Origin of the sequence: Streptococcus sp. NLAE-zl-C503 (assembly GCF_900104285.1) — a bacterium.
GTDB lineage: Bacteria > Bacillota > Bacilli > Lactobacillales > Streptococcaceae > Streptococcus.
Genome location: NZ_FNJT01000002.1, coordinates 198545 through 222980 on the forward strand (window position 1 = coordinate 198545; position 24436 = coordinate 222980).

The following is a 24436-nucleotide window of genomic DNA, read 5'->3' on the forward strand; positions in this document are numbered from 1 at the left end:
CTACCCTCATGGTAGCTTTCCTAGGAGATTATTATGAAAAAGTTTAGGATTCTAATTAAATAAAGTTAGGAGATCTTTATTTAATGATTATAGTATACACAGTCATCCTTAAACTCAACTTAAATCCTCTCTCTTTTTTATTAATTTTTAAAACTATGGATTGGAGCAGGAATTTGGCCACCGCGAGAGATGAAATCGACAGACGAAGCTCCGTTGACCTTCATAACAGGAGCTGTTCCTAGCAAACCACCAAACTCAATCATATCGCCTTCTTTGCCCTTTGGAATGATACGGACGGCCGTTGTCTTCATGTTAATGACACCAATTGCCGCCTCATCCGCAATCATAGCTGCAATGGTTTCAGTAGGCGTATCTTCCGGAATGGCAATCATATCCAACCCAACAGAACAGATAGCCGTCATGGCCTCTAGTTTCTCTAAATTTAGGGAGCCATTTTGCACCGCAGTAATCATACCCTCGTCTTCAGAGACAGGGATAAAAGCCCCTGACAAGCCGCCAACCTGGTTACAAGCCATCACTCCCCCCTTCTTAACTTGGTCATTCAAAAGAGCGAGTGCAGCAGTTGTCCCATGCGTTCCAACTGTTTCTAGGCCCATTTCCTCCAGTACCCGAGCCACAGAATCACCAACCGCAGGAGTTGGCGCCAAACTTAGGTCTACGATCCCAAAGTCAACTCCAAGGCGTTCACTTGCCATTTGACCAACCAGCTGACCAATACGAGTAATCTTAAAAGCTGTTTTCTTGACCGTCTCGGCTACTACATCAAAGCTCTGTCCACGAACCTTTTCTAAGGCGCGCTTCACCACACCAGGACCCGAAACCCCGACATTAATGATAACATCTGCTTCGCCAACACCGTGGAAAGCACCTGCCATAAAAGGATTGTCTTCAACAGCATTAGCAAATACGACCAATTTGGCAGCTCCCATATCTGATAACGCAGCTGTTTCCTTGATGATACGTCCCATATCAGCGACCGCAGTCATGTTGATACCTGACTTAGTTGAGCCAATGTTAACAGATGAACAAACCTTGTCTGTCTCAGCTAGAGCGCGTGGGATAGAATTGATGAGAATCTCATCTCCTTTTTGGTAGCCCTTTTGTACCAAGGCCGAAAAACCTCCGATAAAGTCAACACCAATCTCCTTGGCAGCCTTGTCAAGAGCCTTTGCCAAAACGACATAGTCCGTCGCATCAGTCGCTGCTCCAATCAATGAAATCGGAGTCACCGATACTCGTTTATTGACAATCGGAATCCCAAGTTCTGCAGCAATTTCATCTCCTACAGCCACTAGATTTGCAGCTTTAGTTGTGATTTTTTGGTAAATCTTTTCAGCAGCACGATTGATGTCTGGATCAATACAGTCCAAAAGGGAAATCCCCATGGTGATGGTTCTGATATCGAAATTCTGCTCTTCAATCATGGCAATGGTTTCAGTAACTTGTCTAATATCCATGATGACCTCCTAGATATTGTACATAGCATCAAAAATCGCTGCACTTTGAATATTGATTTTGACATTCAGTGTTTGGCCAAAGCTTTCAAACTCATTTCTAAGAGTGGTAAAATCCTGCTTTTCATCACTAGATACGACTGCCATCATGGTAAAATACTCATCCAGTACTGTTTGAGAAATATCGTCAATATTCAAACCCAACTCTGCAATCTTAGTAGACACGCCTGCAACAATACCAGCCTTGTCCTTGCCAACCACTGTAATAATAGCCTTCATCCTTATACCCCATTTCTACGATTTTTAGAAAACCTGAACGTTTTTGATTTTCTTTTTTCCTAGTATAGCATATTTCCATAGAAAATACTAAAAAACGCCTGCTTACGAAGTTGTTCTTAAACAAAAAACAATTTCGTAAACAAGCGTCTACCCTATCAAATGATGATGAGTGTTCCCGCTAGGACCGAAGTCCCAGCGGTAGACCAGAGCTAGACTAAGAGCACAAGACTCCATCATCATAACACTCAACAAAAATGATGATTTTATACTAATTCGATGATCGCCATTGGCGCAGCATCACCACGACGTGGTTCAGTTTTAAGGATACGAGTGTATCCACCGTTACGTTCAGCATAACGAGGTGCGATTTCTGAGAACAATTTTTGAAGTGCTGTAGTAGAAGTGTACTTATCAGTTGCTTCATCATAGTTTTCAGATGCGATTTCATTACGTACGAAAGCAGCTGCTTGACGACGTGCATGCAAATCACCACGTTTACCTAGAGTAATCATTTTTTCAACAGTTTTACGGATTTCTTTAGCACGAGCTTCAGTTGTCACGATTGATTCGTTGATCAAAAGGTCAGTTGTCAAATCGCGAAGCATTGCTTTACGTTGTGAGCTAGTGCGTCCTAGTTTACGGTAAGCCATGTATTCCTCCTTTATTTATCTTTTAATCCAAGACCCAAGTCAATGAGTTTGAGTTTCACTTCTTCCAAACTCTTGCGTCCAAGATTTCGTACTTTCATCATCTCTGCTTCAGATTTTTCTGTCAAATCATGCACAGTATTGATACCGGCACGTTTCAAACAGTTGTATGAACGCACAGACAAGTCCAGTTCCTCAATCGTCCGATCCAAAATACGATCGTCAGATTCAGTATCAGCTTCTTTCATCACTTCAGTTGACTTAGCAATCTCAGTAAGATTTGTAAACAAATCAAGATGTTCTGTCAAGATACGTGCTGAAAGCCCTAAAGCATCTTCTGGAATAATTGTTCCATTAGTCAAGATTTCAAGGGTTAATTTGTCAAATCCATCATTGCTACCTACACGAGCAGGTTCAACCTGATAGTTGACTTTTGTAACTGGTGTATAAATAGAATCTACAGCAAGTGTTCCAACTGGTGCATTATCTTTTTTGTTTTCATCAGCAGGTACATATCCACGACCACTGTTAACAGTCATTGTCGCTTTTAGAGAAGAACCTTCACCGATTGTAAAGAGATAATGATCTGGATTTACAATTTCAATATCACTGTCAGTCAAAATATCTCCAGCTGTAATTTCAGCAGGACCTTCAACGTCAAGTTCAATGATTTTTTCGTCTTCAACGTATGATTTCACTGCAATCCCTTTAATGTTCAGAATGATTTGCATCACGTCTTCACGAACACCTGGAACTGTGTCAAACTCATGCAAGACACCTTCAATGTTGATAGATGTCACTGCTGCTCCTGGTAGAGAAGCTAGTAGTACACGACGAAGAGAGTTACCAAGAGTTGTACCGTAGCCACGTTCAAGCGGTTCGATTACAAACTTGCCATAATCTTTATTTTCATCAATTTTTGTTATATTTGGTTTTTCAAACTCGATCATTTAGTTACTCCCTCTTAAACGAAAAGCAGTGTAATGCAATGATTATACACGGCGACGTTTTGGAGGACGAGCACCATTGTGTGGCACTGGAGTCACATCACGAATTGCTGTTACTTCAAGACCAGCGGCAGCAAGCGCACGAATAGCTGACTCACGACCAGAACCTGGACCTTTTACAGTAACTTCAACTGATTTAAGACCGTGTTCTTGTGCAGATTTAGCAGCAGCTTCAGAAGCCATTTGAGCAGCGAATGGTGTAGATTTACGAGAACCTTTGAAACCAAGAGCACCAGCTGATGACCAAGAAATTGCGTTACCATGCACATCAGTAATCATAACAATAGTGTTATTAAATGTAGCGTGAATATGGGCAATACCAGATTCGATATTCTTTTTCACACGACGTTTACGTGTTGGTTTAGCCAAGACTTTTACCTCCTATATTATTTTTTCTTACCAGCAATCGCAACAGCTTTACCTTTACGAGTGCGAGCGTTGTTTTTAGTGTTTTGTCCACGGACAGGAAGTCCACGACGGTGACGAATACCACGGTATGAACCGATTTCCATCAAACGTTTGATGTTCAAGTTTACTTCACGACGAAGGTCACCTTCAACTTTGATTGCATCCACTTCACGACGGATAGCATCTTCTTGATCTGATGTAAGGTCACGTACACGAACATCTTCTGAGATTCCAGCAGCAGCCAAAATTTTCTTAGATGTTGCAAGTCCGATACCATAAACGTAAGTCAATGAGATTACTACGCGTTTGTCATTTGGAATGTCAACTCCAGCAATACGAGCCATGTTTTCTCCTTTCTATCTTATCCTTGACGTTGTTTGTGTTTTGGATTTGCTGGGCAAATTACCATAACACGACCATTACGACGAATTACTTTACAGTATTCGCAAATTGGTTTGACCGATGGTCTTACTTTCATTTCTTATCCCTCCAAGTTTTTCGATTATTTAAAGCGGTAAGTGATACGTCCACGTGTCAAGTCATATGGACTCATCTCGACAGTAACACGATCTCCCGCTAAAATACGAATATAGTTTTTACGAATTTTACCAGAAACTGTTGCTAAAATCTGATGTCCATTTTCAAGTTCAACCGTAAACATTGCGTTAGGCATTGTATCGACTACTTTGCCTTCAACTTCAATCACATCGTCTTTTGCCACGCAAAAGCACCTCCATAAATTTCGATTTGATGCCTCTAGACACAGAGACAACAATTATAAGTCAGACTATCTCAGTATAACATTTGTAACGATTTTTTGCAAGTGTGAAAAACGCTTTATTTCAAATTTGTCAATACTTTTTCGATGTCTTTGAACACATCATTGATATCTTGATTTCCTTCGATATCGTGGACCAAACCTTTGGCACGGTAGTGAGCAATGATTGGTTCACCTTGGGCGATGTTGACATCCAAACGACGCTTCACTGTCTCAGGTTTATCATCTTCACGTTGGTAGTAATCTTCTTCTTTGTAGTCAACTGGTGGGTTGAAAACTTTGTGGAAGGTTTCACCTGTTTGGCGGTGAATGATACGGCCACTCAGACGTTCCAAGAGACAGTCTGGATTCACTTCGATATTGATCACACCTTCCAATTCAATACCAAGTTCAGCCAATGTTTTGTCTAAAGCATGGGCTTGTTCAATTGTGCGTGGGTAACCATCCAACAAGAAACCTGTTTCTTTGATATCATCCTGTGAAAGGCGTTCTTTAACAATTCCATTTGTAACTTCATCTGGAACCAACTCACCTTTGTCAATGTATGACTTTGCAAGTACACCCATTTCAGTTTGATTTGCCATAGCAGCACGGAACATATCTCCAGTTGAAATGTGTGCCACGTGGAATTGCTCCACAATTTTAGCTGCTTGCGTTCCCTTACCTGCTCCAGGTAAGCCCATAATCAAAAGATTCATGATCTGATCTCCTTATTTTGTATTTAAATAGAAGCAAAAAGCTAGTTTCAACTCCTATTTAAAAACAAAATAGAAGAGGGGAGACGAAAGTCTCTCTTATAGGTAGACCTTCATACTCCACTCTCTAAGCAAAAGTAGTCTTGCTTTTATTCTGTTTTGTCCATGAAACCAACATACTTACGTTTCAATAGGTAACCTTCTAGCTGTTTGATTCCTTCGATACCTGTCGAAATAATGATCAAAAGACTAGTTCCCCCAAAAGCAACCGCTTCTGAGAGCCCAAAGACATCTTTTGCTACAATCGGCAAGATTGAAATCACACCAAGGAAAAGGGAACCGACGGTTGCAAGGCGACGAAGAAGTTTTGACATAAACTCTTCCGTTCCTTTACCTGGACGGACACCATGGATATAGGCTCCGCTCTTCTGCAAGTTTTCTGCTGCTTTCTCTGGATTGATCTGTACAAATGTATAGAAGAATGTAAAGAGAATAATCAGCAGTGCATACATGGCAACACCTGTTGGAGATGTTGTAGATAACATTTCCTGTGCTGTACGTACCCAAGCCCAATCATGACCTGTAGCGCTGACAAACTGAAGAATAGCCGCAGGTGCTGCTGTAATCGAACTTGCAAAGATAACTGGGATAACACCAGCAGGATTGACCTTCAAAGGAAGGTAAGAACTGGATGGAGCACCTTGAGCAACTTTTGTATATTGGATCGGAATTTTATATTCTGCCTGTTGTACATATGTTGTAAAGTAAACAATCAACAAGACAGCGATAATGAGAATAACGACAAATATAATAGATGACGTCAACCGATCACTTGGAATATTGACAAAATAGTCCACGTAGATGCCATGAATCATCTCTGGAATTGAAGCCACAATCCCTGCAAAGATAATCATAGACACCCCGTTACCATATCCCTTATCAGTGATTTGCTCCCCTAGCCAAGTAACAATCATAGTACCTGCAGTCAGGATAATACCAATCGTAACAAAGACTTGAGGGGTTAGATCTGTCGTTAATAATTTTGCACCAGATAGAGTATTAAAACCAGCAGTGATTCCGATTGATTGCACAAACGCAAGTACAAGCGCAATATAACGAGTCGCTTGGTTTATCTTTCTCCGTCCTACTTCCCCCTGCTTGCCCCACTCTACAAACTTTGGAACAATATCCATTTGTAGCAATTGAACAACGATGGAAGCTGTGATATACGGACTCACACCGAGTGCAAAAACCGAGAAGTTCTTCATGGCATTCCCTGAAACTAAACTAAGCATGTTTAAGAAGGATAATCCACTCAAAGCTTCCAGACTTTTTGCATTCACACCTGGTACAGTAATACTAGTCCCGATACGGAAGACAAGTATGATAAAAATCGTAAAGAGAATTTTTGATCGTACTTTCTTAACCTTGAGGGCCTCTTTTAATAATTTAAAAAACATAGGTCACCTCTCTAGATGACTTCTACTGAACCACCTTTAGCAGTGATAGCTTCTTCAGCTGTTTTTGAGAATTTAGCTGCTTTCACAGTCAACTTCTTAGTCAACTCACCGTTACCAAGAATTTTAACGCCTGATTTTTCAGCCTTTACAATTCCTGCTTCGATAAGAACAACTGGAGTAACTTCAGTACCATCTTCAAAAACGTTCAATTGATCAAGATTTACAATTGCGTATTCTTTAGCGTTGATGTTAGTGAATCCACGTTTTGGAAGACGACGGAACAATGGAGTTTGTCCACCTTCAAAACCAAGGCGAACTCCGCCACCGCTACGAGCTTTTTGACCTTTTTGACCGCGACCAGATGTTTTACCGTTACCTGATGAAGTACCACGACCAACACGGTTACGTACTTTACGAGAACCTTCTGCAGGTTTCAATTCATGAAGTTTCATTTATATTTTCTCCTCTTTTGTAAAATGCTAGCGCCGATAAGAGAGAAAAGGTTGTCTCCCTTATCAACTCGCCTATACATTCGTCATCTTAGATGACTATATCTAGTTTTAGGGGATGAGTATTGCCACATCCCCTAAAAATTCATTAGTTTACTTCTTCAACTGTTACCAAGTGAGATACTGCAGTGATCATACCACGGATAGCAGCGTTGTCTTCTTTGATAACAGAGCTGTTCAATTTGCCAAGTCCAAGTGCTACAACAGTTTTACGTTGTGATGGAATGCGTCCGATTGGAGACTTAGTCAAAGTAATTTTAATTTGAGCCATTTTATCCCCTTTCTTATGCCAAATCAGAAACTGAAATACCACGAAGGGCAGCAACTTCTTCAGCGCGTTTCAATTGTTTCAAACCTTCAACAGTTGCACGAACAATGTTGATTGGAGTGTTAGAACCAAGTGATTTAGATGTAATATCTGCCACACCTGCCAATTCCACAACGGCACGAACTGCACCACCAGCGGCAACTCCAGAACCTTCTACAGCAGGTTTCAACAATACTTTAGCTCCACCAAATTCTGAAAGAACTTCGTGTGGGATTGTTGTTCCAACCATAGGAACTTCAATCAAGTTTTTCTTAGCATCTTCTACTGCTTTACGGATTGCTTCTGGAACTTCTTGAGCTTTACCAGTACCAAATCCTACGCGACCATTGTGGTCACCAACAACAACAAGAGCTGCGAAACGAAGACGACGTCCACCTTTAACAACTTTTGTAACACGGTTGACAGCAACTACGCGTTCTTCTAATTCAACTGCATTGTCTTTAAATGCCATTTTCTAGTGTCCTCCTATTAGAATTTCAATCCGTTTTCACGAGCTGCATCAGCCAAAGCTTTCACACGTCCGTGATATAGATATCCACCGCGGTCGAACACCACTTCTGAAATACCTTTAGCGTTTGCACGTTCTGCAACGAGTTTACCGACAGTAACGGCTTGTTCAGTTTTAGTTCCTTTTGAAACTTCTTTGTCAAGAGTTGAAGCACTTGCGAGCGTTACACCCGCTACGTCATCAATCACTTGAGCGTAGATGCCTGTATTAGAACGGAATACGTTCAAACGTGGGCGATCAGCAGTTCCAGAGAGTTTTCCGCGAACGCGACGGTGGCGTTTTTGGCGGAGTTTGTTTTTATCTGGTTTTGAAATCACAGTTTTCACCTCTTTAGTTTTAAATCGTGTGCTATGCACAAAGTTGGAAAATAGGTCGGTGGTTGAAGATCAACCACTCAACATTATTTACCTGTTTTACCTTCTTTAAGACGAACATATTCGCCAACGTAACGGATACCTTTACCTTTATATGGTTCTGGTGAACGAAGGCTACGTACGTAAGCAGCTGTTTGACCAACTACTTCTTTTGAAATTCCGCTAACAACGATTGTTGTTGGGTTTGGAAGTTCAAAAGTAATTCCTTCTGGAGCTTCAACTTCGTCTGGATGAGATTTACCTACAGCCAAAACAAGTTTTTTTCCTTGAAGTTGTGCACGGTAACCAACCCCACGCATTTCAAGTTCTTTCTTGAATCCTTCTGATACACCAACAACCATGTTGTTCAAAAGGGCACGAGTAGTTCCGTGGATTGTTTTCATTTCTTTTGAATCGTTTGGACGGTGAAGAGTTACTTCAGTACCTTCCACACGGATTTCAATATCTTTTGAGAACTCACGAGTAAGTTCTCCTTTAGGTCCTTTTACAGTTACTACGTTGTCATTGTTAGTGAGTTCAACACCAGCAGGCAACACGATAACTTTATTACCAATACGTGACATGTTTATTTTCTCCTGTTAGATTGTCAGGCCATGACGGCCAGTTTTCACGGGGGTTAAATCGATTTCTCAATTTAAAGGAACATTTAGGTTTCAATTTCAAAGTGAATCTAGGTATCGTCTCGCAGGCATAACTTTGGGTTAGGCAAGAGACGATAACGAAGAGTCACAAAGAAATTAGAAGCTAAATATTACCAAACGTAAGCGATAACTTCTCCACCAACATTCTTTTGGCGAGCTTCTTTATCAGTAAGCAAACCTTCAGAAGTTGAAAGGATAGCAATTCCAAGTCCGTTAAGAACTTTTGGAAGATCTTCACGTTTTTTATAGACACGAAGTCCTGGTTTAGAAACACGTTTCAAGTTAGTGATAACTTTTTCACCGTTTGGTCCGTATTTAAGGAATACACGGATGATGCCTTGTTTGTCATCTTCGATGATCTCTACGTTCTTAACAAAACCTTCGCGTTTAAGGATTTCAGCAATCCCTTTTTTGATGTTTGATGCAGGTACTTCAAGTACTTCGTGTTTCGCTTGGTTAGCGTTACGAATACGAGTTAGAAAGTCTGCGATTGGGTCAGTCATAACCATTTTATTTTTCTCCTCTTACTAGTAGTTTGCAAGTTGCACTTGCTAGTTAATGATTGAGCTAGGCTCAGATAGTATTGACACATTCAAATGAGAGAACTCTTATTTGAACACGAGCTACAACCTGTGCAAAAAAGATAAATTTGTTTTGGAGCATCGCTCCTTCACCAAATTTCCTATTTTTGCTGTGGTTGTTACGCTCTTTGTATCATGATATTACCAAGATGCTTTTGTTACACCAGGAATTTGTCCTTTGTAAGCTAATTCACGGAAGCAAACACGGCAAAGTTTAAATTTGCGGTAAACTGAATGTGGACGACCACATTTTTCACAACGAGTATAAGCTTGAGTAGAGAACTTCGCTGGACGTTTGTTCTTAGCAATCATTGATTTTTTAGCCATTAGATTTACCTCCTATATTATTTTGCAAAAGGCATTCCAAGGCCTGTAAGCAATGCACGTGACTCTTCGTCAGTGTTAGCAGTTGTTACGATAACGATGTCAAGACCACGAGTTTTGTCAACGTCATCAAAGTTGATTTCTGGGAAGATCAATTGTTCTTTCACCCCAAGTGTGTAGTTCCCGCGTCCGTCAAATGATTTTGTTGGAACACCGTGGAAGTCGCGCACACGTGGAAGTGAAACTGAAACCAATTTGTCCAAGAATTCGTACATACGTTCACCACGAAGGGTAACTTTTGCACCAATCGCTACACCTTCACGAAGACGGAAGCCGGCGATTGATTTTTTAGCTTTAGTGATAAGTGGTTTTTGACCTGAGATGAGTGCCAATTCTTCAGCAGCTTTTTCAAGGCTTTTAGCGTTTGATACAGCTTCACCAACACCCATGTTCAAAACGATCTTATCTACTTTAGGCACAGCCATCACTGATGAGTAGTTAAATTGTTCTGTCAAAGCAGGAACTACTTCATTAAGATATTTTTCTTTTAAACGATTTGCCATTATACTTCTCCTTTCCTTCGTGATTAATCAAGCACTTCGCCTGATTTTTTGTTGTAGCGAACTTTTTTACCGTCTACAAATTTGTAACCAACACGACCAGCTACACCATTTTTATCCAATACTTGAACATTTGATACGTGGATAGCTGCTTCTTTCTCGATGATACCACCTTGAGGAAGCTCGTTAGTTGGACGTTGGTGTTTCTTAACGATGTTAACACCTTCAACGATAACTTTGTTTACTTTTGGAAGGGCAGTAAGGACAACAGCTTCTGTTCCCTTATCTTTACCAGCGATTACGCGAACTTTGTCGCCTTTTTTTACAAACATTAGGTTTCTCCTTGATTTTTCTTACGCCCACAAGGGCACCCTAGCTTGAAGCTAGGGGACTAGTTTGTTTCTAAAAATTAAAGTACTTCTGGAGCAAGTGACACAATCTTCATGAAGCCACCTTCACGCAATTCACGTGCAACTGGGCCAAAGATACGTGTTCCGCGAGGAGTTTTGTCTTCACGGATGATAACTGCTGCGTTTTCGTCAAATTTGATGTATGAACCATCAGCACGACGAGCACCTGATTTAGTACGAACGATAACAGCTTTTACAACGTCACCTTTTTTAACCGCACCACCAGGAGTAGCTTGTTTTACAGATGCCACAATGACATCACCGATGTTCGCAAATTTACGTTTAGAACCACCAAGAACTTTGATAGTCAAGATTTCGCGTGCACCGCTGTTGTCTGCGACTTTCAAACGAGTTTCTGTTTGAATCATTTCAGTTTTCTCCTTTCAGGCTTGATTAGATGATGACCGCTTCTTCAACAACTTCTACAAGACGGAAACGTTTTGTAGCTGAAAGCGGACGAGTTTCCATGATACGTACGATATCGCCTTCTTTGGCAACATTGTTTTCATCATGTGCTTTGTATTTTTTAGAGTAGTTAATACGTTTACCATAGACTGGGTGGTTACGTTTTGTTTCAACTACAACTGTGATTGTCTTGTCCATTTTGTCAGATACAACACGTCCAACAAGAACTTTACGATTATTGCGTTCCATTGAAATTTCTCCTTCCCTAGTCTATTATTTCGCTTCAGATTGAACTGTTTTGATACGAGCGATTTGTTTTTTAACTTCTTTCAAGCGAGCTGTTTGTTCCAATTGACCAGTAGCAGCTTGGAAACGAAGTTCAAACAATTCTTTTTTCAATTCGTTTTCGCGCTTCGCGAGTTCTTCTTGAGAAAGACCACGAAGTTCTTTAACAAATTCTTTTACTTCATTAAGTTTCATGCCTTCTCCTTATTCTGCTTCACGTTTTACGAATTTACATTTAACTGGCAATTTGTGGCTAGCAAGACGAAGCGCTTCGCGAGCGATCTCTTCAGATACACCAGCAACTTCAAACATCACTTTACCACGTTTAACTGGTGCTACCCAACCTTCAGGTGCCCCTTTACCAGATCCCATACGCACACCGATAGCTTTAGCAGTGTATGATTTGTGTGGGAAGATTTTAATCCAAACTTTACCACCACGTTTCATGTAACGAGTCATGGCGATACGAGCAGCTTCGATTTGGCGGTTAGTGATCCAGTGGCTAGTTGTAGCTTGAAGACCGTATTCACCGAATGCTACTTCTTTTCCACCTTTTGCTTCACCGCGCATTTTTCCACGGAATTCACGACGGTGTTTAACACGTTTAGGTACTAACATTGGTTATTTACCTCCTTTAGTGTTTTTACGAGCTGGAAGAACTTCACCACGGTAGATCCATACTTTAACACCAAGTTTACCGTATGTAGTATCTGCTTCTTCCCAAGCGTAATCGATATCTGCACGAAGTGTGTGAAGTGGAACAGTTCCTTCAGAGTATCCTTCAGCACGGGCGATATCTGCACCGTTCAAACGACCTGATACTTGAGTTTTGATCCCTTTAGCTCCAGCACGCATTGCACGTTGGATTGCTTGTTTTTGTGCACGACGGAAAGCAACACGTTGCTCCAATTGACGAGCAATTCCTTCACCTACAAGGTGAGCATCTAAATCAGGTTGTTTGATTTCGATGATGTTGATGTGTACTTGTTTTCCAGTCAATTTGTTAAGTTTTGCACGGAGTGCATCAACGTTAGCACCACCTTTACCGATAACCATACCTGGTTTAGCAGTGTGAAGTGAAACGTTAACTTTGTTTACTGCGCGTTCGATTTCGATAGTTGAAACTGCTGCGTCAGCAAGTTCTTTTTGAACGAATTTACGGATTGCAAGATCTTCATGAAGGTAATCCGCGTATTCTTTTTCAGCATACCATTTGGCATCCCAATCACGGATGATGCCGACACGCATACCAATTGGATGTACTTTTTGACCCACGATTTTACCTCCTTATTTTTCTGCAACAGCTACAGTGATGTGAGCTGTACGTTTGTTGATTGGTGAAGCTGAACCTTTCGCACGTGGACGGAAACGTTTCATAGTTGGTCCTTCGTTTGCGAATGCTTCAGATACTACCAAGTTAGCTTTGTCCAAACCAAAGTTGTTTTCAGCGTTAGCTACAGCTGAATTCAAAACTTTCAAGATGATTTCAGCAGCTTTGTTTGGTGTGAATGTCAAGATTGCAATAGCATCGGCTACGCTTTTACCACGGATGTTGTCAAGAACAAGACGTGATTTACGAGGTGAAACACGTACTGTACGAGCCATTGCTTTAGCTGAAGTAATTTCTGCCATTTATGTTCTCCTTATTTTCTACGTGTTTTCTTGTCGTCTGCAGCATGACCTTTGTAAGTACGAGTTGGTGCAAATTCACCAAGTTTGTGACCTACCATGTCTTCTTGGATGTAAACAGGTACGTGTTTACGTCCGTCATAAACTGCGATAGTGTAACCAATGAAACTTGGGAAGATCGTTGAACGACGTGACCAAGTTTTGATAACTTTTTTCTTTTCGTCGTTAGCTTGAGCTTCAACTTTTTTCATCAAATGCTCATCGACGAAAGGTCCTTTTTTAAGACTGCGTCCCATTTTATTTTTTCTCCTTTAAATGTTGTACCACAGCGGCTTGTGCTCACATGGAGCGCTACCGAGCTGGCGGATTTCCTAGTTGCTTAAGCGACTAGTTTTAAATTATTTCTCGTTGCGACGACGAACGATAAGTTTGTCAGATTTCGCTTTCTTGTTACGAGTTTTAAGACCAAGAGCAGGTTTGCCCCATGGAGTTGATGGTGCTTTACGACCAACTGGTGCTTTACCTTCACCACCACCGTGTGGGTGATCGTTAGGGTTCATTACAGAACCACGAACTGTTGGGCGGATACCTTTCCAACGGCTACGTCCTGCTTTACCAAGGTTCACAAGTCCATGTTGTTCGTTTCCGACAACACCAACTGTTGCACGACAAGTTCCAAGAATCATACGTACTTCGCCAGATTGAAGACGAACAAGAACATATTTACCTTCTTGACCCAATACTTGAGCAGAAGCACCAGCAGCACGTACCAATTCTCCACCACGACCTGGTTTCAACTCGATGTTGTGGATCAAAGTACCAACTGGGATGTTAGCAAGTGGAAGTGCGTTTCCGACTTTGATATCTGCTTCTGGACCTGAAACGATACGTTGACCAACTTCAAGACCTTTTGGAGCGATGATGTATGCTTTCACACCGTCAGTGTAGTGTACAAGAGCGATGTTTGCAGAACGGTTTGGATCGTACTCGATTGTTTTAACAACAGCTTCAACGTTGTCTTTGTTACGTTTAAAGTCAACCAAACGGTAGAAACGTTTGTGTCCACCACCTTGGTGACGAACAGTGATACGACCGTTGTTGTTACGACCAGCCTTGTTCTTCAAAGCAACAAGCAATGATTTTTCAGAAGTGCTTGTTGTGATTTCAGCGAAATCCAAAGAAGTCATATTACGGCGACCGTTTGTTGTTGGTTTATAAACACGAATTCCCACGATATTTCCTCCTTAGATTATTCAGCTTCAGCAGCAAACAACTCGATTGCTTTTGAATCAGCTGTAAGTGTGATGATAGCTTTTTTAGTTTTGTTAGTAAAACCAGTATAACGTCCAACACGTTTAGCTTTTGGTTTTACGTTGATTGTGTTAACGTTGGCAACTTTAACACCTTCGAAAGCAGCTTCAACAGCTTGCTTGATCAAAAGCTTGTGTGCACGAGTGTCAACTTCAAATACATATTTACCTGCTTCAAGTTGAGCCATTGAGCTTTCAGTGATGACAGGTTTTTTGATAACATCATACAAATTCATTATGCAAGAACCTCCTCGATTTTAGAGATAGCTGCTTGTGTGACAAGAAGTTTGTCGCTATTTGCGATGTCAAGAACACTTGCAGTTGTAGCAGTTGCAACTTTCACATTTGGAAGGTTACGAGCTGAAAGAGCTGCGAATTCATTTCCTTCTTCAAGGATAACAAGAACTTTTGAATCGATGCTCAATGCTGCAAGAACTTTTGCAAATTCAGCAGTTTTTGGAGCTGTAAATGAAAGAGCGTCTACAGCTACGAATTTGTTTTCAGCAACTTTTTCAGAGTAAACTGATTTAAGAGCTAGGCGACGAACTTTTTGTGGAAGTTTGTAGCCATATGAACGTGGAGTTGGTCCGAAGACAACACCACCACCACGCCATTGTGGTGAGCGGATAGAACCTTGACGAGCACGTCCAGTTCCTTTTTGACGCCATGGTTTGCGTCCACCACCTGATACTGCAGAGCGGTTTTTAACAGCGTGTGTTCCTTGACGAAGGCTTGCGCGTTGGCTGATGATCACATCAAACACAACTGATTCATTTGGTTCGATACCAAATACTGCATCGTTAAGAACAACTTGGCCAGCTTCTTTACCAGTTTGGTCAAATAATGTTACGTTTGCCATTGTGACTGATTTCCCCTTTCTTTATTATTTACCAGCTTTAACTGCTGATTTGATAGTGATAAGAGATTTCTTAGCACCTGGTACGTTACCTTTGATAAGGATAACGTTCTTTTCTGGAACAACTTGTACAACTTCAAGGTTTTGAATTGTTACGCGGTCGCCACCCATACGTCCTGCAAGGTTTTTACCTTTGAATACGCGGTTAGGTGCAACAGGTCCCATAGAACCTGGACGACGGTGGTAACGAGAACCGTGAGCCATTGGTCCACGTGATTGTCCGTGACGTTTAATAACACCTTGGAAACCTTTACCTTTAGAAGTACCAGTTACGTCAACAACGTCTCCAGCTGCGAATGTTTCAACTGTGATTTCAGCACCAACTTCCAAGCCTTCAACGTTTTTGAATTCACGAATGAAGCGCTTAGGAGCCGTGTTAGCTTTCGCTACATGTCCTTTAGCAGGTTTGTTGCTCAATACTTCGCGTTTGTCATCGAAACCAACTTGGATAGCGTTGTATCCGTCTGTTTCAACAGTTTTAACTTGAAGAACAACGTTTGGAGTTGCTTCAATAACTGTTACAGGGATCAATTCGCCAGCTTCAGTGAAGATTTGAGTCATTCCCACTTTTTTCCCTAAGATTCCTTTTGTCATGAGAAAATAGTTCCTTTTCTATATTTTTATTCAAAAAGTTTTTAACGAGCGTTTTTTATGCTCAAGGTATCAAGCTTTAAATTAAAGTTTGATTTCTACGTTTACACCACTTGGAAGATCCAATTTCATCAAAGCATCAACGGTTTTTTGAGTTGGGTTAACGATATCGATCAAACGTTTGTGTGTACGCATTTCGAATTGTTCGCGAGAGTCTTTGTATTTGTGAGTCGCACGAATGATTGTGTAGAGGCTACGCTCAGTTGGAAGTGGGATTGGACCCGCAACTTGTGCACCTGTACGAGTAGCTGATTCTACGATTTTTGCAGCCGCTGTGTCAAGCGTACGGTGTTCGTAAGCTTTCAAACGGATACGGATTTTTTTGTTTGCCATCTTTTTCTCCTTTTCGTCTATTTAAGATAATAGGCTAGCTCCACAAGAAAACCGACGCGCGTTGCGTGGCAATGCAACCGAGCGTGTCGCAACCTCTTGCATCAAAGCTAAGGCTGTAATTTACAGCACCATAATAGAATAACACAAAGCCCCTGCGATTGCAAGGGATTTGTGAGCTTTTTTTCGTTTTTTTAGGATGAAACTGTTTTCCTTTTTCATCTCCTTATGACTACTGATTTACGATCTTAAAATTCAATCTTTTCTTCTATATTAGACGAGTCATGTTGACTTCAAACTTATCTTCTGATTGATCCACTAAGATATCTGCTTCAGACTCGGTTTCTCTATAGTAACGCAGATACTGCTCCCGTCTCATCTGATGGCTAGCTAATATAAAGGAAGCATCGCGATTTCTCATAGTCGTATCTCGAGCGAGACGCCTCTTTAATTCTGTTTCTTCATCCGTGTAGAAACAAATGGTTTTGTCAAAGAGTTCCTTGGGTAGAAAACTCACAGACATCCCTTCGACAATCAGAATCGGTTTGGCTCCAGATAAGATCTCGCTAGCCTTCCAAGGTTCATCGATTGTTAAGATATCCATACCTGCCTGCAAGGCGAGAATATCTCTCTGCAAACTTGCCAGTTCATGCGCCACTGGTAGACAAGCTGTCACCTTTTGATCTGGTGCTTGCTTTGGTACTACCAGGTGACGTTCTGAGGTGATATAGGGATCTGTTTCTAACAAATTTACTTTTGTAGAATCTAAGGCTTGATATAATTCTTGAGCAAAGGTAGACTTACCTGAAGCGCCATGGCCGTAAATCCCCAGTGTTTTGACTTTTCCCATTTCTATCTCTGAGACCAGTTGTTCTATCAGGTCTTTTTTCTTCATTCTCTCTTCACCTGTTCATAGCTTTCTTTTCCGTCATTAAGCTTGTCCCAAATCACTATTTGCCCACTTTTGAGGGATTTTTGTACATCGATAATTCGTTGATTAGAGGAACCTCGAAACTGGAGCATGAGATTGCGCTTGCTTTTATCATACCGTCCATCAACAAGGATGTCAATCAGCGACAAGAGTTCCAATTTATCTGGAGTTTCCAGCATCATTTCTTCCCACGTATAGCCCGTCCAGGACCAGATGTCTTTATCTGGCAATTCCTTTCGAATGCGTTTAACGAGGGGCAAGAGAATTCCCGTATTAAGAAAGGGCTCTCCTCCCAGCAGGGTCAATCCTTGAACATAGGGCTGGGCAAGGTCTTCCATAATCTGTTCTTCTAACTCTGCTGTATAAGGAATGCCTGCGTTGAAAGACCAAGTCGCAACATTATAGCACCCCTCGCAGTGAAACATGCAACCTGATACATAGAGAGAGTTTCGCACACCTTCTCCATCGACAAAGTTAAAGGCCTTGTAGTCAATGATTCGCCCTTTACTAAGTTCCTCGCTTTTCCATTCACCTGGTTTTGGTGTATTCCATGTCATGCTGTCTACTCCAAGTCTATCCAGTAACGTTCTACGCCATTGCGAACATCCTCCAACTCCCCACCATTAGCTAAGATAACAGCTCGGCTTGCTGGATTTTCTGTGCTACAAGTCACTAAAGCTCGTTTAATATTCTTTCCCTTAGCAACTTGTAGACCTTGTCGGAGGGATTCTTTCGCATAACCCTTACCTCTTTCAGACGGTCGAATGGAGTAGCCAATATGGCCCCCATTTTCTAGTAAGTAGTCATTTAATCGGAGACGAAGGTTGAGAAAGCCAAGAGCCTGGCCTGCTACGTCAAAACTAACCAGCTGGATAGCAGGAACCCAGTTTTCAGGAATATTGAGTCCCGCTTCCGCTTGAAGATTTTCTTCTAACCACTCTTCATAAACAAAATTCTCAGCATCCCAAAATCCGCCATCGTGTGCTGATTGAGTCTGTTCAAACTCTGCCATCATCTCTAAAACTGTTTCTTTATCTGCCAATGTTGGTCTGCGTAGTATCATTTTTACCTCCAATTAAGAGAAAAGCGAGAGGCAACTCTCACTTTTATTTTTTCTTGTTCTTGTTTAAAAACTGTTCTCTGAGGTTGAGCAAGCGTTCTTTTTTACCTGTTCCACCTTTAGAGTATTTCTCGTGATAACGGGTCACTTGTGCACGCCCCTTATCATCTAATTGGTATTTCCCCATTCCATTTCCTTCTAATTTGTTACTTCGTGCCCTGTGGTTTTAATAGTCGAACCGTTCATGTGTTTGACACGCGCAGCGATTTCCTTGTGGCGTCCGTTAACCATCGGACGCGCTTGAGGATTTCCCAGATAACCACACGTACGTTTGACCACATCTACTGTTTTAGGGTCGCTATTGCCACAGTTGGGACAAGCAAATCCTCTTTCAGTTGGTTCAAAATCCCCTTCAAAGTCACACTTGTAACAGCGATCGATCGGAGTATTGGTTCCTAGATAGCCAACACGGTCATAGGCATAGTCCCAGACAGCTTCCAAGGCTTTAGGATTTTGCTGAAGAACTGGATACTCACAATAATGAATGAAACCACCTGACGCACCTGCTTCTGGATAAACTTTTTCAAAGTCTAACTTTTCAAACGGTGTTGGATTTTTACGGACATCGTAGTGGAAAGAGTTTGTGTAGTATTCCTTGTCCGTAATATCAGGAATAGAGCCGAACTTCTCTGTATCCAAGCGACAGAAGCGGTCTGTCAGACTTTCAGACGGTGTGGAGTAGATAGAGAAATGGTAACCATATTGGTCAGACCACTCTTCCACACGTCGTTTCATATCACGAATGATATCAAGCGTGAATTCCTTGGCTTCAGGATTGCTTTCCCAACTATTTCCAAAGAAGACTGTAGCCACTTCGTACAAACCGATGTAGCCCAACGAAACTGTGGCACGGCGATTCTTAAAGAGTTGGTCAACACTTTCTTCTTTTCCAAGACGGCGACCAAAGGCTCCATACTGATAAAGGATCGGAGCATTTGCTGGTGTTGCTTCCTTGGTCCGTTCAACACGATAAACCAAAGCATCTTCTGCGATGTTCATACGTTCATTGAAAATTTCCCAGAACTTATTCAGATCTCCTTCAGACTCGAGGGCGATACGAGGCAGATTGACTGTCACAACACCTAGATTCATTCGGCCTGAATTGACCTCAACACCATTTTCATCCTTCCATCCTTGGAGGAAAGAACGGCAGCCCATAGGAACCTTGAAAGAACCTGTCAGTTCGATAATCTTATCGTAGGACAAGACATCTGGGTACATCCGCTTGGTTGCACACTCGAGGGCCAACTGTTTGATGTCGTAGTTAGGCGAACCTTCCTCTAAGTTGAGGCCTCTTTTTAATGTAAAGATGAGTTTAGGGAAGATGGCTGTGCGATGTTCTGAACCAAGTCCCTTGATACGAATAGTCAAAATAGCTTTTTGAATTTCACGCTCAAAACGATTGGTTCCCAGGCCAAAACCTAGCGAAGTAAAAGGTGTTTGGCCATTTGAAGTGAAGAGAGTGTTGATTTCATACTCAAGAGATTGCATGGCATCATAGATGTCTTTTTGCGTTTTCTTCCAGGCATAATCTTCCCGTTTTTCAGGCAAGACCCATTCTTCTGCATCTTTAAGGTGTTTTTGGTAATTCTTCTCTGCGTACGGCGCCAGGACCTCATCGATACGGTCAGCTGAACAGCCACCATACTGGCTAGAAGCGACGTTGGCGATGATTTGTGAAATCTGAGCTGTCGCAGTCTGGATAGACTTGGGACTCTCTACCTCTGCATTTCCAATCTTAAAACCATTTTCCAACATGCCTTTAAAATCAATCAAACAGCAGTTGGTCATCGGTGTGTAGGGGCTATAGTCCAAATCGTGATAGTGGATATCCCCCTTTTGATGAGCATTGGCTACGTGCTTAGGAAGCATTTGCAGTCCGATTGATTTCCCCACAATCCCTGCTGTCAAATCACGCTGGGTGTTAAAGACATCACTGTCTTTATTGGCATTTTCATTGACAACTGCCTGGTCTTTACTGAGAAGTTTATGAATGCTAAAGTTGATATCTGTCGCTTTTGAGCGCTCAAAATCCCTTTGTGTCCGATAAGTGATATACTCCTCAGCTAGCGCATATTCTTTGGCTTCAAGGAGTTCATGCTCTACGATATTCTGAATCTCGTAAATCTTGACACCTTGAGGGAAACGACTGTGAATTTCCGCAACAATACGCTCAAGCAGTCCATTTAGACGTTTTTCGACCAAGGGTGTCACATCCATGACTTTGTCAGCCGCCTTGTGGAGAGCTTTGTCAATCTTGTCTATATCAAACACTACACGTCTACCATCTCGTTTTTCAACGAACAAAGTGGGAACGGTTGCAAGGTTTTCTTCTAATACAATCATATCCATGCTCTTTTCTATTTTTCTTCTTAAATGATATTATACCACTCCAAAAAGAAAAATCAATATCTTGTGTTAAAAATTCTAAAATTTTTAAAAATACACAAGATATTGATTTATTATTTAGATTTATAAAGTTTGAATTCCTTACTATCCGTCTGAACAAGTTCGTATTTTTCACTAAGTAGGCTCTCTACATCCGACCACAAGGCAACCTTTTGGTTGACCAAAATCATCTTCGGTTGATTTTCTTTCAAGTCATTGACTAGTTTCGTTTTATTCTCGTCGCTTGCAGTATAGAGCGTCGGTGTTACTAGAGAGCTTGGTGCCAAGCGTTCACTTGCTCGATAAAAATCTGGACGATCATCCCAAGCATAGACACGATCCTCAGAACTCGTTTGCTGCTTGACCAAGCTAGCAAGCTGCTCGCGTTCCTGATAAGTACTTGGATGCGAAATATAGCGACTCAAAACAGGTAGGAAAAGTAAATAGACTATCGCAATTAATGGTAGATAGAAATTTCCCTTGAGGTAGCGACCAAAGAGTGATGAAGAACGAACTCTTCGTCTACTACGGCTGATACGATCAGAGCTTCCTTCTTTGATGTTGGTTAACAATAACAATGTCAGAAAGGGCAAAATCGCTGCCAAACGTGAGCCATGCAAAGGTTCCTTTGAAAGAATTAACAAAGAAAGAGTTACTAATAATCCTAAAATAGCGCCTATTGAGACAGCAGATTGCTGAGCTGACTTGGTCTGAAACAATCCTGAAAAGATCAATGTCAGAATCCCAATACCGATGGATAGCAAACCATAGAAAGCAGCATTCTCCATAAGATTGGCATTTGAAAATAGACTAAGCGTATCTATTGGATACAAGGTATGGCTAATCGCATCACCAAAAGTTCCTGTTAAGACTGTATAGTAGCCAATTGGATAAAAAAGGAGAGAAAATCCTAGAGCTGATGCGAAAAATTGATACAAACCATGAGCAAATCGACGCTTGGCAATATTAAATCCAAACAAACTCAAGGCAAGTATGGCTGCAAACAAAGCTGTGGGAATAGGTGATAGGAAGAAAGCTAAGGCTAAACTCATCCCAACTCGCAAGAAACCTTTATCGTTACTTAGATCATCCAGATAGTCAGCCACTAGGCTAAAACTATAAAACAGGAAAGGCAAGGCCACAACTACTGCATAGCTACCACCAAATCCCAGACTGCCCACAAGCAGATAGAAAACCAACAAAAGCTGTCTAGCCTGCTCTCCCTGACCTGTCAAGGTATCTGCGGATTTAAATAGAAAAACACCAGCTCCGAACAAGGCCAACCACTCCACCAAAGCAAAAAGGATATTCCCTTGAGAGAGATAGGTTAGTAAGTAATAAAGCAGTCCATTTGAACCATAATAATCCGTGTAAATCTGCCCACTCTGATGTAGCGCCCAACCAGTATAAAGATCTTGCATCTGTTGGGGGCTCACCAAACCAAAGATCAGAGGCAACATTACAGAAACAGCTGTAGCAGCCAAACTCCAAATTGCCATACTAAAAAATGGAAGCGGAGTTCGTTTCTTCTTACCTCGCTCCAGTCCAAATTCAGACTCTTGATCCAGCCGTTCCCGATACTGGTATCGAAATTCTTCTAGCTGTTCGTCTTTTTCCTCGTATACGTTCATTCAATTTCTCCTCTAAGTTTATCTGTTTTAGTATATCAAAATCTTACAGGAATGTCAGCTAGGGATTGATATTTCCTTAACTTCTTATCTAGCTCAGCATAGCGTTCAATCTCTCGAAAACGGTGTAAACTGCTTGTTTGAAACTCTAGGATAAAATCATATTCTTTTTGATTTAGCATTTTCATCCTCCTGCTTATCTATTCGCAAAAAGACAAAAATAAGATCCAGCCTTGGACTAGATCTTGGTGGATAGTTAGAGCATGGGCGCAAACAACTGGACAATTTCCTTGATTAAGCTTTGATACCAGCTGGTTTTGATGGTGTGGGGATAAATTTCTTGAGAAACCTTAAAAATCTCTTCGAAGTCCCTCTCAATATCGATGATAGACTGTGTTTTATAAAGCAAAACGCCATTTTCATAGTGGTGGAGCAAGCTACGATAATCAAAATTGATGGTTCCCACAGTGGCCACCTCTCCATCGACAAGCATTTGCTTGCTATGAAGAAATCCGGGACTGTACTCGTAAATGCGAACTCCAGCAGACAACAAGTCAGGATAGGCTCCGCGAGTAACTAACTGAATAACCTTCTTATCTGGGATACAAGGCGTCACAATTCGCACATCTACCCCTCTCAGAGCTGCATTTTTGATACTTTCTGTTAAATCATAGTCAGTGATCAGATAGGGAGTCGTGATGTAGACGTAATCTGTAGCTTGATTGATAAGATTTTGATAGACCGTTTTCCCAACTTGGGCTCGGTAGATAGGTTTTGGCCCACTACTATAAGGAATGCAAAGTCCCATCCCATCTTTTGGTTGATTTTCGAGATGGTATTGGTCAAAGTCACTAATTTCCCCACGGTTGATATACCAGGTTGATAAAAAGAGTCTAGTAAAAGCCTTAACCGCCGATCCATCTAGGCGAATACCGCTATCTTTCCAATAACCAAAGCGTTCGATACGGTTGATATACTCATCTGCTAGATTGGCACCACCTGTATAGGCAATCTGCCCATCGATAATCATGATTTTACGGTGATCACGGTTGTTATAAGCAACGGTCAAGCGTGGAATCACCTTGTTAAATTTATGGGCTTCAATCTCTCGACCACGAAGCTGGATGGTGTAATCTCCAGGCAAGGTTGCCATACAACCAATATCATCATAGAGGAGCTTCACTTCTACTCCTTGAGCTGCCTTTTCTTCCAAAATCTCCAAAATGCTGTCCCACATCAAGCCTTCTTCGATGATATAGTATTCGAGAAAGATAAATTTCTCAGCTTTTTTGAGGTCCTCTAGCATCTGACACCACATACTTTCACCAGAGTCAAAAAATTGTGTATCCGTTCGATCATAGACATCTGCGTTCGTATCCATGCTGAGGAGGGATTTGATGACACCGTAAGCCGACTTATCCTCTTCCTTTAACTCCAAACGGAGGGCTCTGCTATTATCCTCTCTGTCAACCATTGATTGAAGCTGCTTTAGCTGTTTCATTTCTTTTTTCGATAAACGGCGTTCTCCAAACATGATATAGAGCAAGGGGCCAAATACTGGCACAAAGGCTACTAACAGCCAAGTCACCTTGCTTTCTGGATTCATGGACCGATTAACAATCGATACAATGGTCGCTAAGCTCACTAAAATGACAAGGATAATCCAGAGAATCGGAGCCATCTGTCCTAGATAGATAAATAAACCAAAGACGATAAACAACTCTGCCAACATAATGGTAATACTAAAACCATATTTGGACATGAGTAGCTGCATTTTTCTAGCTGTCATACATCCCCTTCCTTTTCTAACATTCTCCCTAATTGTTTGCTAAACTAATATTGCTACTAGTATACCTCAG

At 41.4% G+C, this 24436-nt stretch carries 39 protein-coding genes; all 39 read right to left on the bottom strand.

The genetic code is table 11. The features are described 5' to 3' along the window. Positions 1-140: 140 nt before the first annotated feature. The 39 genes from BLS46_RS05100 to cls all read right to left on the bottom strand — a co-directional run bounded on the left by BLS46_RS05100 (position 141) and on the right by cls (position 24366). Positions 141-1478, bottom strand: coding sequence for a PFL family protein (locus tag BLS46_RS05100; protein WP_093586052.1), 1338 nt, complete (start codon positions 1476-1478; stop codon positions 141-143). Positions 1479-1487: 9 nt separating this feature from the next. Continuing rightward, positions 1488-1754 (bottom strand): ACT domain-containing protein, encoded by a 267-nt coding sequence (locus BLS46_RS05105; protein WP_000644110.1) that lies wholly within the window; start codon positions 1752-1754, stop codon positions 1488-1490. Positions 1755-2017: 263 nt separating this feature from the next. Next, positions 2018-2404: a 50S ribosomal protein L17 gene (gene rplQ / locus BLS46_RS05110; protein ID WP_000331493.1), complete on the bottom strand. Its 387-nt coding sequence runs from the start codon at positions 2402-2404 to the stop codon at positions 2018-2020. A gap of 11 nt (positions 2405-2415) precedes the next feature. Further along, on the bottom strand, positions 2416-3351 hold the full coding sequence (locus tag BLS46_RS05115) for a DNA-directed RNA polymerase subunit alpha (RefSeq protein WP_000568993.1): 936 nt from the start codon (positions 3349-3351) through the stop codon (positions 2416-2418). Positions 3352-3393: 42 nt separating this feature from the next. Then, complete coding sequence (gene rpsK / locus BLS46_RS05120; protein ID WP_001118386.1) at positions 3394-3777, bottom strand: 30S ribosomal protein S11; 384 nt, start codon at positions 3775-3777, stop codon at positions 3394-3396. 17 nt (positions 3778-3794) lie between these two features. Next, the gene (gene rpsM, locus BLS46_RS05125; protein ID WP_000090781.1) at positions 3795-4160 is read right to left on the bottom strand and encodes a 30S ribosomal protein S13; all 366 of its coding nucleotides are present in this window, start codon (positions 4158-4160) and stop codon (positions 3795-3797) included. Between the two features lie 17 nt (positions 4161-4177). Continuing rightward, a complete protein-coding gene (gene rpmJ / locus BLS46_RS05130) occupies positions 4178-4294 on the bottom strand; it encodes a 50S ribosomal protein L36 (RefSeq protein WP_001808836.1) in 117 nt (38 codons plus the stop codon). Positions 4295-4318: 24 nt separating this feature from the next. Next, on the bottom strand, positions 4319-4537 hold the full coding sequence (gene infA, locus BLS46_RS05135; protein WP_001029883.1) for a translation initiation factor IF-1: 219 nt from the start codon (positions 4535-4537) through the stop codon (positions 4319-4321). 116 nt (positions 4538-4653) lie between these two features. Beyond that, the gene (locus tag BLS46_RS05140; RefSeq protein WP_093586054.1) at positions 4654-5292 is read right to left on the bottom strand and encodes an adenylate kinase; all 639 of its coding nucleotides are present in this window, start codon (positions 5290-5292) and stop codon (positions 4654-4656) included. 146 nt (positions 5293-5438) lie between these two features. Further along, positions 5439-6749 carry a preprotein translocase subunit SecY gene (gene secY / locus BLS46_RS05145; protein WP_038805841.1) on the bottom strand — a complete coding sequence of 437 codons (1311 nt, stop codon included), beginning with the start codon at positions 6747-6749 and terminating at the stop codon, positions 5439-5441. An 11-nt stretch (positions 6750-6760) separates the two neighbouring features. Then, complete coding sequence (rplO, locus tag BLS46_RS05150; RefSeq protein ID WP_000766092.1) at positions 6761-7201, bottom strand: 50S ribosomal protein L15; 441 nt, start codon at positions 7199-7201, stop codon at positions 6761-6763. A 145-nt stretch (positions 7202-7346) separates the two neighbouring features. Beyond that, a complete protein-coding gene (gene rpmD, locus BLS46_RS05155) occupies positions 7347-7529 on the bottom strand; it encodes a 50S ribosomal protein L30 (protein ID WP_000057241.1) in 183 nt (60 codons plus the stop codon). A 13-nt stretch (positions 7530-7542) separates the two neighbouring features. Next, positions 7543-8037 (bottom strand): 30S ribosomal protein S5, encoded by a 495-nt coding sequence (rpsE, locus tag BLS46_RS05160; RefSeq protein WP_000874204.1) that lies wholly within the window; start codon positions 8035-8037, stop codon positions 7543-7545. A gap of 17 nt (positions 8038-8054) precedes the next feature. After that, entirely contained in the window at positions 8055-8411 is a 357-nt protein-coding gene (rplR, locus tag BLS46_RS05165; protein WP_004244055.1) for a 50S ribosomal protein L18, read from the bottom strand. Positions 8412-8494: 83 nt separating this feature from the next. Then, the gene (gene rplF / locus BLS46_RS05170; RefSeq protein ID WP_061453122.1) at positions 8495-9031 is read right to left on the bottom strand and encodes a 50S ribosomal protein L6; all 537 of its coding nucleotides are present in this window, start codon (positions 9029-9031) and stop codon (positions 8495-8497) included. Between the two features lie 188 nt (positions 9032-9219). Next, positions 9220-9618: a 30S ribosomal protein S8 gene (gene rpsH, locus BLS46_RS05175; RefSeq protein WP_000245504.1), complete on the bottom strand. Its 399-nt coding sequence runs from the start codon at positions 9616-9618 to the stop codon at positions 9220-9222. 213 nt (positions 9619-9831) lie between these two features. Then, positions 9832-10017, bottom strand: coding sequence for a type Z 30S ribosomal protein S14 (locus BLS46_RS05180; protein WP_001085697.1), 186 nt, complete (start codon positions 10015-10017; stop codon positions 9832-9834). A gap of 17 nt (positions 10018-10034) precedes the next feature. Beyond that, entirely contained in the window at positions 10035-10577 is a 543-nt protein-coding gene (gene rplE / locus BLS46_RS05185) for a 50S ribosomal protein L5 (protein WP_000013542.1), read from the bottom strand. Positions 10578-10600: 23 nt separating this feature from the next. After that, positions 10601-10906 carry a 50S ribosomal protein L24 gene (gene rplX, locus BLS46_RS05190; RefSeq protein ID WP_000497691.1) on the bottom strand — a complete coding sequence of 102 codons (306 nt, stop codon included), beginning with the start codon at positions 10904-10906 and terminating at the stop codon, positions 10601-10603. 77 nt (positions 10907-10983) lie between these two features. Continuing rightward, entirely contained in the window at positions 10984-11352 is a 369-nt protein-coding gene (rplN, locus tag BLS46_RS05195; protein WP_000616548.1) for a 50S ribosomal protein L14, read from the bottom strand. Positions 11353-11377: 25 nt separating this feature from the next. Further along, positions 11378-11638 carry a 30S ribosomal protein S17 gene (gene rpsQ / locus BLS46_RS05200; protein WP_000440801.1) on the bottom strand — a complete coding sequence of 87 codons (261 nt, stop codon included), beginning with the start codon at positions 11636-11638 and terminating at the stop codon, positions 11378-11380. A gap of 24 nt (positions 11639-11662) precedes the next feature. Further along, complete coding sequence (rpmC, locus tag BLS46_RS05205; protein ID WP_000772918.1) at positions 11663-11869, bottom strand: 50S ribosomal protein L29; 207 nt, start codon at positions 11867-11869, stop codon at positions 11663-11665. A gap of 9 nt (positions 11870-11878) precedes the next feature. Then, a complete protein-coding gene (rplP, locus tag BLS46_RS05210; protein ID WP_000960948.1) occupies positions 11879-12292 on the bottom strand; it encodes a 50S ribosomal protein L16 in 414 nt (137 codons plus the stop codon). A 3-nt stretch (positions 12293-12295) separates the two neighbouring features. After that, positions 12296-12949 (bottom strand): 30S ribosomal protein S3, encoded by a 654-nt coding sequence (gene rpsC, locus BLS46_RS05215; RefSeq protein ID WP_000529936.1) that lies wholly within the window; start codon positions 12947-12949, stop codon positions 12296-12298. Between the two features lie 12 nt (positions 12950-12961). Further along, positions 12962-13306 (bottom strand): 50S ribosomal protein L22, encoded by a 345-nt coding sequence (gene rplV, locus BLS46_RS05220; protein ID WP_000818137.1) that lies wholly within the window; start codon positions 13304-13306, stop codon positions 12962-12964. A gap of 11 nt (positions 13307-13317) precedes the next feature. Next, a complete protein-coding gene (gene rpsS, locus BLS46_RS05225; RefSeq protein ID WP_000533766.1) occupies positions 13318-13599 on the bottom strand; it encodes a 30S ribosomal protein S19 in 282 nt (93 codons plus the stop codon). 102 nt (positions 13600-13701) lie between these two features. Then, on the bottom strand, positions 13702-14535 hold the full coding sequence (gene rplB, locus BLS46_RS05230) for a 50S ribosomal protein L2 (protein ID WP_093586056.1): 834 nt from the start codon (positions 14533-14535) through the stop codon (positions 13702-13704). A gap of 17 nt (positions 14536-14552) precedes the next feature. Further along, entirely contained in the window at positions 14553-14849 is a 297-nt protein-coding gene (locus tag BLS46_RS05235; protein ID WP_001055347.1) for a 50S ribosomal protein L23, read from the bottom strand. Next, entirely contained in the window at positions 14849-15472 is a 624-nt protein-coding gene (gene rplD, locus BLS46_RS05240) for a 50S ribosomal protein L4 (protein ID WP_000024537.1), read from the bottom strand. The genes BLS46_RS05235 and rplD overlap by 1 nt, the downstream gene beginning before the upstream one ends. Positions 15473-15496: 24 nt before the next feature. Beyond that, positions 15497-16123, bottom strand: a complete 627-nt coding sequence (gene rplC / locus BLS46_RS05245) for a 50S ribosomal protein L3 (protein WP_000160197.1) — start codon at positions 16121-16123, stop codon at positions 15497-15499. 81 nt (positions 16124-16204) lie between these two features. Continuing rightward, positions 16205-16513, bottom strand: coding sequence for a 30S ribosomal protein S10 (gene rpsJ, locus BLS46_RS05250; RefSeq protein WP_001284513.1), 309 nt, complete (start codon positions 16511-16513; stop codon positions 16205-16207). Between the two features lie 265 nt (positions 16514-16778). Beyond that, entirely contained in the window at positions 16779-17405 is a 627-nt protein-coding gene (locus BLS46_RS05255; RefSeq protein WP_093586058.1) for a uridine kinase family protein, read from the bottom strand. Beyond that, positions 17402-17998 carry an anaerobic ribonucleoside-triphosphate reductase activating protein gene (nrdG, locus tag BLS46_RS05260; protein WP_045617788.1) on the bottom strand — a complete coding sequence of 199 codons (597 nt, stop codon included), beginning with the start codon at positions 17996-17998 and terminating at the stop codon, positions 17402-17404. Before nrdG ends, BLS46_RS05255 begins: the two co-directional genes overlap by 4 nt. A gap of 5 nt (positions 17999-18003) precedes the next feature. Beyond that, positions 18004-18504 carry a GNAT family N-acetyltransferase gene (locus BLS46_RS05265; RefSeq protein ID WP_093586060.1) on the bottom strand — a complete coding sequence of 167 codons (501 nt, stop codon included), beginning with the start codon at positions 18502-18504 and terminating at the stop codon, positions 18004-18006. A 43-nt stretch (positions 18505-18547) separates the two neighbouring features. Then, on the bottom strand, positions 18548-18688 hold the full coding sequence (locus tag BLS46_RS05270) for a hypothetical protein (RefSeq protein WP_000521635.1): 141 nt from the start codon (positions 18686-18688) through the stop codon (positions 18548-18550). A gap of 11 nt (positions 18689-18699) precedes the next feature. Beyond that, positions 18700-20907: an anaerobic ribonucleoside-triphosphate reductase gene (gene nrdD / locus BLS46_RS05275; RefSeq protein WP_180364053.1), complete on the bottom strand. Its 2208-nt coding sequence runs from the start codon at positions 20905-20907 to the stop codon at positions 18700-18702. Between the two features lie 116 nt (positions 20908-21023). Further along, entirely contained in the window at positions 21024-22580 is a 1557-nt protein-coding gene (locus BLS46_RS05280) for a damage-inducible protein CinA (RefSeq protein WP_093586064.1), read from the bottom strand. A gap of 35 nt (positions 22581-22615) precedes the next feature. Beyond that, positions 22616-22759, bottom strand: coding sequence for a hypothetical protein (locus BLS46_RS09895; protein ID WP_000934190.1), 144 nt, complete (start codon positions 22757-22759; stop codon positions 22616-22618). Between the two features lie 74 nt (positions 22760-22833). Further along, positions 22834-24366: a cardiolipin synthase gene (gene cls, locus BLS46_RS05285; RefSeq protein WP_093586066.1), complete on the bottom strand. Its 1533-nt coding sequence runs from the start codon at positions 24364-24366 to the stop codon at positions 22834-22836. Positions 24367-24436: the final 70 nt, after the last annotated feature.